The organism is Acinetobacter sp. TUM15064, assembly GCF_008980265.1.
Taxonomy (GTDB): Bacteria; Pseudomonadota; Gammaproteobacteria; order Pseudomonadales; family Moraxellaceae; genus Acinetobacter.
On sequence record NZ_BKFU01000076.1, the window covers coordinates 1 to 14,201 of the forward strand.

Annotated in this window: 14 protein-coding genes; 12 read left to right on the forward strand and 2 right to left on the reverse strand. The window is 40.1% G+C overall.

Annotated features, from left to right (window positions below; all coding sequences use genetic code 11):
- The 11 genes from GBI16_RS18720 to GBI16_RS18970 form a co-directional block, all read left to right on the forward strand.
- Positions 1-592: hypothetical protein (locus tag GBI16_RS18720; RefSeq protein WP_215900692.1), on the forward strand; the 592-nt coding region annotated here is incomplete at its 5' end.
- 9 nt (positions 593-601) lie between these two features.
- A complete protein-coding gene (locus tag GBI16_RS16005; protein ID WP_151707446.1) occupies positions 602-940 on the forward strand; it encodes a hypothetical protein in 339 nt (112 codons plus the stop codon).
- 61 nt (positions 941-1,001) lie between these two features.
- Positions 1,002-4,691, forward strand: a complete 3,690-nt coding sequence (locus GBI16_RS16010; protein WP_171494577.1) for a tape measure protein — start codon at positions 1,002-1,004, stop codon at positions 4,689-4,691.
- 47 nt (positions 4,692-4,738) lie between these two features.
- Positions 4,739-5,950, forward strand: coding sequence for a hypothetical protein (locus tag GBI16_RS16015; protein WP_151707448.1), 1,212 nt, complete (start codon positions 4,739-4,741; stop codon positions 5,948-5,950).
- Entirely contained in the window at positions 5,947-6,801 is an 855-nt protein-coding gene (locus GBI16_RS16020) for a phage BR0599 family protein (RefSeq protein ID WP_151707449.1), read from the forward strand. Before GBI16_RS16015 ends, GBI16_RS16020 begins: the two co-directional genes overlap by 4 nt.
- A gap of 12 nt (positions 6,802-6,813) precedes the next feature.
- Positions 6,814-7,059 (forward strand): hypothetical protein, encoded by a 246-nt coding sequence (locus tag GBI16_RS16025; RefSeq protein WP_228267851.1) that lies wholly within the window; start codon positions 6,814-6,816, stop codon positions 7,057-7,059.
- An 8-nt stretch (positions 7,060-7,067) separates the two neighbouring features.
- Positions 7,068-7,247 carry a hypothetical protein gene (locus tag GBI16_RS16030; protein ID WP_228267852.1) on the forward strand — a complete coding sequence of 60 codons (180 nt, stop codon included), beginning with the start codon at positions 7,068-7,070 and terminating at the stop codon, positions 7,245-7,247.
- Positions 7,231-10,155, forward strand: coding sequence for a hypothetical protein (locus GBI16_RS16035; RefSeq protein ID WP_151707451.1), 2,925 nt, complete (start codon positions 7,231-7,233; stop codon positions 10,153-10,155). The genes GBI16_RS16030 and GBI16_RS16035 overlap by 17 nt, the downstream gene beginning before the upstream one ends.
- A gap of 2 nt (positions 10,156-10,157) precedes the next feature.
- Positions 10,158-11,171, forward strand: coding sequence for a leucine-rich repeat domain-containing protein (locus GBI16_RS16040; RefSeq protein WP_151707452.1), 1,014 nt, complete (start codon positions 10,158-10,160; stop codon positions 11,169-11,171).
- Positions 11,172-11,220: 49 nt separating this feature from the next.
- Positions 11,221-11,607 carry a hypothetical protein gene (locus GBI16_RS16045; RefSeq protein WP_004980415.1) on the forward strand — a complete coding sequence of 129 codons (387 nt, stop codon included), beginning with the start codon at positions 11,221-11,223 and terminating at the stop codon, positions 11,605-11,607.
- 55 nt (positions 11,608-11,662) lie between these two features.
- Positions 11,663-12,457, forward strand: a complete 795-nt coding sequence (locus GBI16_RS18970; RefSeq protein WP_228267853.1) for a glycoside hydrolase family 108 protein — start codon at positions 11,663-11,665, stop codon at positions 12,455-12,457.
- A gap of 114 nt (positions 12,458-12,571) precedes the next feature.
- On the opposite strand, the gene GBI16_RS16060 is transcribed toward GBI16_RS18970, so the two are convergent.
- Together GBI16_RS16060 and GBI16_RS16065 are read right to left on the reverse strand one after the other, a co-directional pair.
- Entirely contained in the window at positions 12,572-13,345 is a 774-nt protein-coding gene (locus tag GBI16_RS16060) for a hypothetical protein (RefSeq protein ID WP_151707453.1), read from the reverse strand.
- Positions 13,346-13,380: 35 nt separating this feature from the next.
- Entirely contained in the window at positions 13,381-13,608 is a 228-nt protein-coding gene (locus GBI16_RS16065; RefSeq protein WP_151707454.1) for a hypothetical protein, read from the reverse strand.
- A gap of 77 nt (positions 13,609-13,685) precedes the next feature.
- On the opposite strand from GBI16_RS16065, the gene GBI16_RS16070 reads away from it, so the two are divergent.
- Positions 13,686-14,015, forward strand: coding sequence for a hypothetical protein (locus GBI16_RS16070; RefSeq protein ID WP_151707455.1), 330 nt, complete (start codon positions 13,686-13,688; stop codon positions 14,013-14,015).
- Positions 14,016-14,201: the final 186 nt, after the last annotated feature.

Consider the following 14,201-nt stretch of genomic DNA (forward strand, 5'->3'; position numbering starts at 1 on the left):
ACTGATAATCGCGGCTGTAGTGGGGTACTCGGTTTGGCAGGTATTGAGAGAGAGTGGTGGTTATGAAAATTATAAAAAACTAAGAGCCGAAGAGTTGAAGCCGAAAATAGTAAATAATAAGGCAGTGGATTATAAAAAACCTGTACCACCAAGGATGCCTGTTATGAACGTTGGTGTTTCTGCAAAAGGGAAGTATAAACTTGAATATGATGGTGCTTATGATTTTGAATCATATCCATTTGAAATTGTAGGTGAAGCATCGTACCAATCTAATATTGAGCGTTTTGCAGTTAAGCGAGATGGTATAGGCAGTTTTACTGAAGTACAAGCAAGAATAATTAGAGATCTTAATAATAGTTATGATAAAAATGCTACCAAAGTGGATATTAATGGCTTAACTGTTGGGTATTTTGCTCGGAATAATGCTGAAAGCTGGGTTAAACTTTTAGCCAAACTCAATATGCCAGATAATTGTGCAGTGTATGTTGATGCTGTCATTGTTGGTGGTGGCAGTAAAGATCATAAGTTTGGTGTTAGATTAGATATGCCTTCGAGAGTGGCAAATTCGGCAAAATATATAAAATTGATTTAAAGGTTCAGCATGAAGAAAATTATTTTATTAGCATTTGTTGTGGGTTTAGTTGGTTGTGGAAAGTCAGAGGCTGAAAAAGCTAAAGCAAAAGCTGAAATGACTGAGATAAAAGTTAATAGACTGGGTCGAGAAAGAGTTCAGCAATTTCTTAAAGATGCAGATTCAGCAAAGTTCAGAAATGAGGTTGCATTTTGTGGTGAGGTTAATGCAAAAAATGGATTTGGTGCATTCACTGGGTTTAAAAAATATATAGCTGCAAGTGAGCAAATAGTGATTATTGAAGGTGATATTCCAGCACCTCAATTCAATGAATATTGGCAAAAATACTGTATAAGTTATGCAAAATAACTTATTTACGATTTTTAAAAACCGCTATCTAGGCGGTTTTTTTACGTCTAGAGGAAAATATATGGCTACTCCGCTTGGAACGCTAACACTTGATTTAATTGCAAAGACTGGTGGTTTCACTGAGCCAATGAAAAAAGCTGGTGATACTGCAGAGCGAGAATCGAAACGTATTGAAAAGAGCACTGGCTCTGCGCTCGAAATGATTAAAGGTTTAGGTGCTACGGCTTTAGCTGGTTTTACTGTAGGCACAGTGATCAGTATAGCGGATGAATATTCTCAAATGGCTGCGCAGATCCGCAATGCAACCAGTAGTCAGCAAGAGTATGACCAAGTTCAAAAGCATCTTTTAGAAACGGCAAATACCACATATCGTTCTTTGAAAGAGGCCCAACAAGTTTATTTGGATGTTGGCGGTGCATTGAAAGCTTATGGTGAAACTACAGAGCGTTCTTTGCGAATTACAGACAGCTTATCGTTTTCATTTACCCATAATGCAACGGCTGCGGATAAAGCGGCCAGCGCAACAGATGCATATATGAAAAGTATTTATAGCGGTAAGGTTTCAGGTGATGCTTGGATTTCAATTTTATCTGCTATCCCGAGTATTGTTGCTGATTTATCAAAAAAATTGAATAAATCTGAAGCTGATATTTTGTCATTGGGTAATGCTGGAAAATTGAGCACAAAAGATTTGAATAATGCGCTTGATGCTAGTCGTGAAAAAAGTGAAGCTCTGGCCAATAACATGAGCAATTCCTTGCCAGATGGTTTAAGCAATGCGCGAAATGGTTTTTTAGTACTGGCGGGTACGATTAATGAAACTTATGGCGTAACCAATACTATGGCGGCCGGATTGGGTGTTATAGGTGATACAGCAAAACTCGCAGCAGATAACTTGGATGTTTTAGGCAATGTAACTGCGGTTGCAGGTGCGTACCTTGTAGGTTCATATATTCCAGCAATAGCTTTGGGTGCAAAATCATTAGCGACAGATACAGCTGCAAAAGTTAGTAATGTTATGGCTACGCGAGCAAAAACCTTAGCAGACTACGAAATTGCTAAATCAAATTTAGCAGCTACAGCAGCAATGGTTAAGTCTATGGGGCCTATTAATGCACAAACTGCAGCAATGATGGCGAATGCACGTGCTTCATACCAGCAGGCAGCGGCGGCAAAAGCATCAATGCTTAGTTTGCGCGGAGCCTTATTGGGGCCTGTTGGGTTGGGAATTGCTGTAGCTGGTGTGGCAGCAGGTTATCTTTTAATGAAAGATAATGCTGAAAAAGCAACGGCTTCAATTGATACACAGGGAAAATCTGTCAGCGAATTGGTTGTCAAATATCGAGAACTGAATACACTGCAGAGAGATAATGAAGCAAAAGCTTTGGCAGATCAAATTGAAGATTTGGGTCTTAAGTATCGAGTCGCATCATCAGATCTTTATTCATTTATGGAAGCTTTGCCAGTTTCGGATGAAAAAATTGCGACATTCAGCAAATTGAATAGTGAACTATCACAAGGTCGGATGACCAGTGATGAATATTATCAAGCTGTTAAGAATGTCAATATTTTGACTGATGATCAGCTAAATAAGGTTCGTGGGTTACTGGGTGGTTATGTTGAAGCTAAAAGCAAATTTAAAGATGCGGAATCTGCGCAAAATGCTTTTAAAACCGCATTAAGCGGTGTCACAGGTGAGGTTAAGAAGCAGGCAGGTGAAGTTGCGGTTTTGTCAGAAGAGCTAAAAAAACTTTTAGAAGACAATAGCGTGGTTGCCTACAAAAACAATCTTGTTGGGAGCATTGTTTCAAGCACAAAAGTCGATCCTAAATTGGCTGAATACATATATGAAATGCGCAAAGCAGCTGGCATTTTAGGTACGAGTAAAAGCCTGACTGAGGATCAAATAAAATCGGTTCGTGAACGCTGGCAATCAGAAAAAAATCTAAATAAAACAATTGATGAGCGTAATAAGCTGGAGGAGAAAAACAAGAAGCTTGTTGAGGCTCAAGGCAATGCAATGAAAGTGAATGCTCTGGTTGCATCCAATGCAGCTAAATATAACTTCAAAGGCATTGAAGCAAAAAATGGCCTGCCGTCTGGGTTGCTTTCTGCAGTTCATATGCAGGAATCTCGCGGTAATGCCAATGCTTATAATAAAAGTTCTGGCGCTGCAGGTGGTTTTCAGTTTTTATCTGCGACAGCAAAGCAATATGGTGTAAGTGACCGCTATAACTTAGCCCAAGCTGCTGAGGGTGCTGGTAAATATTTGGCTCATTTACTTAGTCTGTTTAATGGAGATATTGAAAAGGCAATCAGTGCATATCATGCTGGGGAGGGCAATGTTCAGCGTGGCACAAATATTGGGCCTATTAACAGACAGTATGTGAAAAATGTTAAAGGTTATATGGGCGGCGCAAGCGGTGCCTCATTTACTGAAGATTATTCATTTGATGATTGGGTACAAGAGCAGGAAAAAATCATCATTGAACGTGAGCGAATTGCTGAAAAACAGAAGCAACTGAATATTGAGGTTGCAGATGACGCAGTTCGAATTAAACAGCAATTAGCTGATAAATTTGAGGAGATAGATAAGGCTGGATTTAGTGATACAAAAGCAAGTGAACTCAAAGCTCAGTATCAAAAGCGTGCTGATATTGAAATTCAAGTTGCGCAAGCAGCACAAGCTGACAAGTTATCTGCTTATTCTGATTATATGAAATCAGAAGAGCAGCTAATTAATGAAAGCTATGCTCGCCGCCAGCGTGATTTGAAATTAGATATTCAGTTAACCACTGATCAGTATGCTGAAGCATCACTTCATCTTGAAAAGCAACGTCAACAAGAGCTTCAGCGAGCACGTTGGCATGCGCTAGAACTGCGCCAAACCTTAGAAGATTCAATCATAAGTCTTTCTGGTGGCGCTGATGATATTTTTGCGAAATCTACGATGACTCCACAAGAATATTCTCAGTGGAGTCTGGAAAGTGATCGTTCAAAGGCTCAAGTAGCTTTGAAGAACGATCGTGTGAATGTTGAGCGAGACATTATGACGAGTGATACTTACACGACAGATGATGAGCGTTATGAAGCACTTTTGCAGGCACATCAAGAATACCGTGATGGGTTGTATGCAATTGATCTTCAATATGATCAAAGCGTTAAAGATTTGGCTCAAAGTCAAATGCTTCAACAGTTGGAGATGTGGCAAGGCATTTTTTCAAGTGGGCAGACGACTTTTGCACAATTAACTCAGTCAGTTAAAAACAATGCTGGGGAGCAATCAACGGCTTATCGTATAGCATTTGCTGGTCAACAATCGTTTTCTATTGCTTCGTCACTGGTTGCCGCATGGACTGCATATACGCAGGCTTTTGCTGATCCGAGTGCAATGACTTTGCCTCAAAAGTTCGCGGGTGGTACTGCTGTAATGGGTGCATTAATGCCAGCAATTGCAACAATTTCATCTATTGGAATTGATGGTATGGCTCATAACGGTATTGATAACATTCCCAAAGAAGGCACATGGTTATTAGATGGTGGTGAGCGAGTGTTAAATCCTCAGCAGAATAAGGATCTAACGAATTATCTTGCAAATAAGCCAAATCATCAGCAATCCCAGCCCATTGAGAATAGCCTTAGGGTAATCATGGTCAAAGATGAGGATGAAGCCAAAGATATGCTTTATAGCGCTGATGGGGAAAAGGCTTTCCTTTATCATATGAAACGAACTGGATATGCTAAGAGATAACCGGCCTTAATAGGTCGGTTTTTTTATACCTGTAATTCGAGGACAAAATGAAAATACAAACCCAATATGGTGAGGTGCATGTATTAACAAATTGCCCTCTATTAAATTCAACTGAGCGACTGGAATTCAAAACCGAAGTTCATGAGGCTTATGACAGCAGTGAGGATCGTTATATCCAGCGGGATGCTCCAAGGCAGGTTCTCAGCTTCAATTACGTGAATATGCAGAAAGCGATGGGCGACATCTTCCACATGCTCTATGCCAACTTGCGTAAACAGTGGGGGATTCCATTGCCCCAGTTCAGGCAGCCTATTCCTGATCTTGAGGATAGTGATTACATCCCACTGTCAACAGCAGCCCATATAGCCGACCTTAGAGTCGGTTTTGCTTTAATTGAATCAGCAACAGGTTTTCAGGTTGTTGAGATTACAGCTGTGGGCCGATACCTCATTACTCAGGAAGAAATTCGAGATCCTGAAACGGATGAAATTGTTCAAGCCTTAGAAACTGAATATCAGGATGGGTTTCGATTGGCCCAGAATGTCACTGTATCAAATGCTTCAATCCTGCCGCTGCGGATTTGCATCATCGAGGGTGATGCATCGATCAGCACAGGCGGGTTCTGGTCAAATTCAAGTGTGGTTTTTCGGGTGTTGGCTGAAGATTCACCCGAACATGCGGGAGACATTCCAGAGCAGTACCAGGGCGAAGATATTTATTTTAAAGCATTGCTTTTGGATGGCAGTGCTTTAGAAATGACGCTGATGCAACACCAAAACATTGTGGATGCTGATGTGGGTGGGTTTCAGGATTTCACCCACTGGAAGAAACCACGCTACTTAAAACCGTTTAAGTCTGTGTTGAAAGGATGGGATCAATATAGCGAATACCGCCGATTCCTATTTCGGCGCATGGGTCGTTATCAAGCCTTTTGGATGCCTTTGTATGAGAAGCATCTCAACATTTTAAACACGGCAAATATCACCACCTCACTGAGCACCAACACTAAGTACTTGCTTGAAGCTGATCGTAAACATATTGCCGTGAAGCGTAAAAACGGAACGTGGACCGCACATGAGATTACCGCGAAAACTGGCGGATCTTTAACGGTTTCACCAGCGATCAATGCACACCGTAACGACATCAAAACCATTTGCTATTTGGGCTTACACCGTTTTGATGCAGATCAAATTGAATTCCAGTTTTTAGGCGCACAGATTTCACAAGTGACTGTGCCCATTGTTGAGCTTACATCATGAGAAACAGAGCCGAGTTATATCAACTCAAGCATGCTGCACGTGCTTGGTATTTTACGGATCAGCGAAAAGCAATCACACATGCTGGGATTGAGTATCTGCCGATCCGTGGCTTACAACGCACAGCGATTGAAGATGAAAGTATTGATAAATGTGATACTGAAGTGACCTTTCCGCAGATGCATTTACTCAATGCTGAGGGTGAAGATTTGGCAGCAATCTTCGCAGGCAAGATATTCTATGGTGGTGTGACCATTACCATCCTTGAGCTTTATCAAGGTGAAACACTGGTACTGCATGAAGGCCGTGTCACACAGCCCAAGTATGATGAAGATGCTGATACATTGACCTTGGTTTGTGAAACGGGTGAATCTTACCTAAACCGCAATATTCTGACACGTAAGTTCCAGTACTCTTGCCCAAACTCGATTTATGACCGATGGTGCGGGCTCAAGTTTGAAGATTGGGCCTTTGACATTACCGTCACTGCAATCAGCGGGTTAAATGTCACATTCACCGTTAATCCGACGCAGGTGCTTGATGCAGAAGGCAATCCAATGTTTGATGAAGAAGGACAACCCGTGATGGAAACCAAGTCTTATCCAGATCAATGGTTGGATTTGGGGTTGATGCTGAAAGGTGGTGTACATACCTTAATCACGACTAGCAGCGAGAATAGCTTCACGTTGTACCGTCAGCATGTCGGTTTAGCGGTGGGTGATGTATTTCCTGTTGTACCGGGTTGTGATCAATCTAAAAAAATGTGTGATGAGAAGTTTAACAATTGGGCGCGTTATGCCGGGCATCAATTCATCCCGAACAGCAACCCAATCTATACGCAATTGATTAAGTAAGCGAGGTGTCGAATGGTTATTGCACCCTGGGTGATTTACGCCATGCTTGCGCTAATGGTAGTCACAATGGCTTACAGCTATTACGCCATACGCAAAGCCCAAAAGAAGAACCAACAAACAGCCAATCAATTAGACGGCACCATCGCTGATGAAGGTGTTTCCTTTTCAGACGTAGCAGGTAGTCCTCATATGTATGGAAACATCACCCATATTTGGGGGCATGCGACAACGGATATCAAACAGAAAGGTGGCAAGTGAAGATTTACATGTCAGATATACGTCAAGCTGGAATGTGTGCTCGCGGATCGCGGGCATTTTTTTTATCTCAGGGTTGGGATTGGATAGCCTTTCTTGAAAACGGCATTGATATTGAAATTGTTGAACAAACCAATGATGCCATGGCGCAGCAAGTTGTGGAGTATGTAAAAAATGGGCGGAAGCAGTAGTCAAACAATTGGTCAACGATACTTCGCAAAACTCACCAACTTTATTGGTAATCCGATTGAAAAGTTGATTGGGATTAACTTTGATAACCGTGGTTGGCTTTTTAAACCTGATAATGGAGAAAGCTTTCTGCGTGTAGAAAGCCCAAATTTATATGGGGATAAAGAGGGTGGTGTTGCTGGATTTATTGATATTCATACAGGTACTGCTGACCAGCTGCCTAATGCGACTTATAGCGCTGACTTTTCAAAGGTGTCTGGTTATCCCTTTCAGTCTTATTTGTTGTTCCGTGGCCTTGGTAAAAAAACAGAAACAACTGTAACGGCAAGTGGCGTTGTACAGAGCACACCAAAGCACTACAACAACTCGTTTTACCATGGCAATTCGGGTTATATGAAAGAGATGTTGCTTTGGCCAATGCGAATACATGTTCGTAATGATGGGCGACTACAGTGGTATGACGAAAAGGCGGAAATTAATAAAATCCGTGTTGAAATCGATCCAGATACCATGCGCTTAATGACTATGCGCTTGGATGTCACTACGGAGGCAGGCACTCAAACAACTGTAGGTCGTACAACATCATTAAGTAATTGGCGTTCCGAGCTAGTGGACCGATATGCGATTGATTCAATCCAATTATCAGATGTAGGTAGCGCATGGAACAGTAGTACGACAAATCCAGTTTATAAGGGCAACTGTGTGGGGCGTGCACAGATTAAATTTTCAGAAAAGTGTGAGTTTATATTTCGTGTTTTTTTTCATACAGATTCGAGTGATGCTTATCCGTATACGCCAAAATTCAGCGTTGAACCAGCATCTGAAATTCTTAGTTCAAGTTATGAAACTGGTGTATATGGAACATCACATGAATACATTTTTAAGATGGCAGGTGGTGAAGCAAGCATAGTTGCAACGGTTGAGCCTCATTTATTTGCTTCATCATCAAGTTCGAACCGTATGTTCCCTTTCAATGTCACAGTATTTTATCCAAATAATTACCAATCACAGCTCACAAAATTTGGCGAAATAAATCCAATTCATAAAATTCGTGAAATTCTGACCGATGACACAGCAATGAATAAGCCTGAGTCTGATGTTAATGACGTAAATTTCAAGAAAGCAGCAGATCGAATTTTTGATGAAGGTCTTGGAATCTCATGGGCTATCACTGATAAATCTTGTATCGAGGCTATTAATGAATTGTGCGGACATATTGAAGCAGGTGTAAGGATTAATCGACAGACCGGCATTTATGAAATGGTTCTATTTCGTGATGATTGGTTTGCTGATGATGAAATTCACACTTTGCCTGTCAATAAAATTAAAAGCATGCAGTTGGATGGGGCTGTCTCCGCAGATGAGCTGATTAATCAGCTCAATGTCAGTCACTACAATCGTGATGCAATTAAGAGCTCATCTTTTTCAGTAGCTGAAAATGCGGCAATTCGCAACTTGCAGGGTCTTGTAAATTCAGAAGATGTCAAATTCCCATACTACACAAACCAGCGTAACGCAGCTGTAGTTGCTCAGTGGAAGTTGAAACAAATGTCTACACCAGTATGGCAAGGAACCTTGACTACGGGCTTCTATGAGGCTCGCAAATGGAATCGTTATGACTTATTAAAGTTAGCATGGCCGAAGAGATGGAACGGAACAATCTTGGTTCGAATCATGAAAATCAATTTAGGTACGGGAACAGAGGTATCTATTGATTTTGTTGAGGTCGTCCCTTATTCGAATATGCTCTCTTCAAATATTGTGATTGATACACCCGTTGATACCACACCGAAACCTCCACAGCCTGCCTTGTTTAAGGCGTTTGAATTGTCATATTTAGAAGCAGTTCAACTGAATGGACAAAAAGCAGTAGATGATGCATTGGCATATAACCCTGATGGTGGTTATGTCGCATGCATTGCGCAAAGGCCGCAAAGTAATTCATTGAGTGCACTACTGTACACGGACCAAGGCAATGATTATGAGCGAACAGCGACGATAGCCTATTGCGAAACGGTTGAGCTTGATCAGAATATTTCACCCATCAATTCGGCTTTCATTGTAAGAGATGCAGGTGAAATTGATATGGTCAGCACGGGCACTCAGATTACAGTGAATAACGAGATCATGGTCTATCAATCTTATGATCAGCAAACAGGATTACTCACAGTAAAGCGTGGGGCATTCGATACCATCCCTCAGAATCACTTGGTAGGGAGTGTGCTGTATTTTGCAGATGATTTTGTTGCGGTAGATCCGACTGAATATGTCATTGGGGAAATCATCAACGTAAAAGCGCTGACGACTACCCCAAGTGGAATTTTAAATATTGATGATGTTGATCCACAACCTGTTGAGATACAAGTACGTGCAATTCGTCCATATCCACCTGCAAATGTAAAAATGAATGATGCATATTTCCCTGAAACAACAGTCATTTCTAATGACATTGTTTTGACCTGGGTGCATCGAAACCGCTTACAGCAAACAGGGGGTGAAATTTTAGGATTCTACGAAGGTGGGGTCACATTAGAAACAGGTGTGACTTATTCAATTGAAATCAGTGCGAATGATACGGTACTTCATCATGCAACAGAGATTAATGCGAATAGCTATGTCATTCCTTCTGCTGTTTTAATTCAAAACAAAGCACACAGACTAAGAATATGGTCAGTTCGAGATAGCTATACATCTTTCAGCGTCTTTGAGCATTCATTCTTTGTTGAATCTGCCAGCTTAATTCTTACAGCGACTACAGATGGCAAATATGTTTCAGGAAACACAGTTCCGATCGCAAACATCACGATTAATGTCGATGAATCACTGACTGCAAATTTAAGTTTTGATGGAACAGGGATCTCAGGAAAGGCTGAACCTGGTGCAACGATTACGATTGAGATTGAGGAATAAGAATGACAACCTATACGGGAGTAGCAGATTCAAACGGGGACTTTATAGTCCCTTTTTTGTCTGCGTATACAAGCGGTCAAAAAGTGACAGTGACTGCTGAAAAAGATGCCGCAACAAAAACCATTGAATTGTTTGCTCCATCCGAAGTTGTGGGCGGAGGTGTGATTCAGTTTTCAGGAAATATGAATAATTTCCCGCTTAATGTGGGGGTAATTACACTCACTGGTGAGATTGCGGGTGTTATTCAAGCAAACGCATTAAGGGCGACTACTCAAAGTGATCATATTTTTTTTCGAGCAACAGGCTTCATACTAAAAGGAGATGTTACAGAAATTGGTGATTATGCTGTTAGCGATTGGCGTTATGCGTCACGCTTAGAACTTCCAAATACCTTGACGAAAATAGGACAGTATTCCTTTGCGAATTTTGGATCTTCAGCTGTAATCGCTTTCAATTGCATATTACCCAATAGCGTCAACGTGCTCCTTAACTATTGTTTCTATTATGCTGGATTTACAGGTTTTGATATTGGTTTAGGAGTGACCACGATTCCAGCTTATGCATTTGGCTACACAGGAAAACTGGAAAATTTTAACTATCGAAACGTAACGACGGTCAAGGGTTCGGCTTTTTACAATTCAAACCTTAAATATAATCTGATTCCAGACACTGTTACTACCATTGAAGGTGGTGCTTATCAATATACAAAGTCGGTTGAGGTTAATACGGGAAATGGTATTACCCAAATAACCGCATTTGCTTTTGCAAGTAATACCTTATGCCAGAAATTTACGATTGGTCTAAATGTCAGCAGTATTTTAGCAAGTGGGCTTGCCAGTCTAAGTGCGTGTAATGAATTGATTTGCTTACCGATCAGCCCACCTTCATTAACTAACGCTTCAGCATTGAATGGTTTAAAAGCCACGTGTGTGATTAAAGTGCCTGCTGCTTCATTAACTGCATATCAAGCAGCAGCCATTTGGTCAGCGTATTCTGCCCAAATGGTTGGGATCTAAAGCTATTACTGCACCTTCGGGTGCTTTTTTATTAAATTAGGGGAAATAAATGGAACCAGTGTCCACAAGTGGTTTTGCTGCGTTTTTAAAGTTCTACGGTGCAGCGATTATGGTCACATTAGCGATAGCACTTGTTGCAACGGTTGTCATCATGATGCGTTTGCCACGTTCACCACAAGAGTGGGCCGTGGGTTTGATTTGTACGGTTGTATCCAGTCTGACTGGTGGTGCTTTCATCATCGTGAAATGGGGGCTACATGAGTGGGTAACAGATATTTGGGGAATGATTGCTTTGGGTGGCTTCTTCTTTGTATGTGGGTTACCGGGTTGGGCTGTGGTGCGGTGGACTTTTAACTTCATCAATAAACAGGAGGGCAAAACCATCATTGAGGTGGTTAAGGAGCTTAAAGAAGCCAGAGAAGATTTGAAGAAATAACGCACCAACTATATGCCGCCTTAGGGCGGTTTTTTAATACCTGAAGGAAAGTGAAATGAAACTAATTGAAAATTGGCAACAGGCTTGGAAACTCAAGTCAGTACAAGTAGGCGCAGCAAGCGCCTTTTTTTATGCCTTGATTTTATTATCAGAGCAGTTTTTAGGTGTGTGGAACGTAATCCCACAAGAGCTGAAAAATAAGATCCCAGAAAACATTGCTGAGTGGGTTGGGGTGTTTGTTGGTGTGGCTATGGTGCTTGCACGTTTGAAGAAACAGCCTGAAATTCATCCTGTACCAAAACTATTAGGCTTTGCCACGTTACCCACAAATTCCATTACATTTGATCAGGCCTTTCAGCGGTTGATTGGTCATGAAGGTGGTTATAGTGATGACAGACGCGATCCAGGTAACTGGACTGGTGGGAAAGTTGGAGTAGGTACGTTAAAAGGTACAAAGTATGGCTTAGCTGCTAACACCTATCCAAACCTTGATATTAAAAATCTCACATTAGCCCAAGCCAAAGAGATTTATAAAAAGGACTGGTGGGATAAATTAGGCGGTCACGGTCTGCATTCAGCTATTACTTTTCAGCTTTGGGACTTTGCAATTAATGCTGGGAAGAAGCGAGCAATCATTGAGCTACAACAAGTTGCTGGTGTGACAGTAGATGGAGTTATTGGTCCAAAAACAATTGCGTCTGTGAATGCTTTGGATCTGAATGATGTATTGCTCAGCCTGACTGCAGAACGATTGAAGTTTTATACATCACTTTCAACGTGGCTAACATATGGAAAAGGTTGGACGAATCGTGTAGCGGACAACTTGAAATATGCTGCGCAAGATAACTAACCTTCAATAGCTATGCATTCTACCTTCAGAGTGCACAGCGCTTTCGTTTGAATAAAGATTCACATCACCGTCTCTGTTTGGAGTGCGGGTTGAAAAATTCCTAAGGGCATTTTTTTATGGGTTAATATATTTAATCATTTCAGAATTTAAGCTATTAAAGGATCTTTCAAACTCACGTAATAACTCAGAATAAGATACCTGTTTTGTTTGCTTGTTTATAGTGATGGTTATTTTATTATCAATGATTCTTATGATTTTCATAAAATTAGCTAATTGGATTTGATCCATTTTTTCATCATTTAAATACAATGCTATGTATGGTGAACCTTCATGGTGTTTAAGAATTTTTAGAATATATATATTATAAACTTGTTCGTTCGTCCAGGATAAAAGAGCAAGGGATTCTTGAAAATCTTCATAAATACATTTAAATTTACTTGTTGGAATCAGTAGGCTAATAAAGCTTGAAAGATAATGAGCGGATTTATCATTTTCTGATATTTTCAAGAAATCTACCTTATCTAATCTTAGAATAGTGTAGTTTTCATTTTTATTATATTCTTCATAAATATTAAGAATTTGACTGCTTTGTGAGAAAATTGATTGGTATATATCAAAAACAGAAGCAGAAAACTTTTCAATATATTCTTTCTCTAACTCATATTTTTTTTGCTCCCTCCAATCATTAAATAAATTGGCTGCAATTATCGCGGCTCCCATTGTAGCTAAAAAAGACAGAAAAGAAGCACTGACAGACCAAGCTTCTTTTAATGCATCTTTAATGTCGTTGTGCAAAAACAAGATAAAGGTTACAAAAAAGAAAATAACGATAAGATAGGAAATTGTTCCACAAACTCTAATAAGTAATGATTTTATGTCGGTATTCATATTCTCTTAAAAATAAAAAACTTATATCAGTTTTTCTATTTCCTAACAACCTTAGCACCTTTCCAAAATTCCCCACGTCTACGCACTAGAAATGAACTTGCTATACTTTCTGCGTGAAATACTTTGGCATCATCTTTGTTATCAACCCAAAACCATTCAGGTTGATAAACCTGTTGGACATCTGAAAAGTCATCATATTCCATAATTTCTTGTGTTGCATCTCGATAGGCAAGCCACTTGCCATCTTTGGTGATGTAAGCCATTAAAACCTCACAAATAATTGAGTTAAATAATTGATATGGTATATATGTATCATTAAGTTTAAGTTTTGAGTAGTTCTATGCCTAGTCATCATTTTTTGTTTACATATTCTGTTTCTCCTGTTAACGAGAATTTACGAAGCCATAGGGATAGTTCAGATGATATGAGAAGAAAAATAGCTAAAATTAAACAAGTATCGTGGAATAAATTGACTTTGGTTGAGACTGCATTTATTGGAGAGGTATATTTAATTCGAGGAACAACTGATGATAAGAGAGCGGAAGCGCAGGATGACATTTATAAAGTAATAGAAGCGCTATTGAGAGAGCATCAGGCTTATGCACAAGTAAGGGTGGATATAGCTTTGATGGTAGATGGTCTTGGTGAGTGTATAGAGTTTTGTGTTTAATCATAAAAATTTTAACTTTATAGAATTATCATGGTCATCAAATAGTTTTGCGACATTTTTAAAGTCTGCGACAGAACTGCGTCTGTTCATTGATAAATATATGATTTTAATTTGTATATGCTTCCTTTGACATCGTAGAGGTCTCCAGTTCGAGTCTGGATATACCTACCAAAATTCGTTGATATT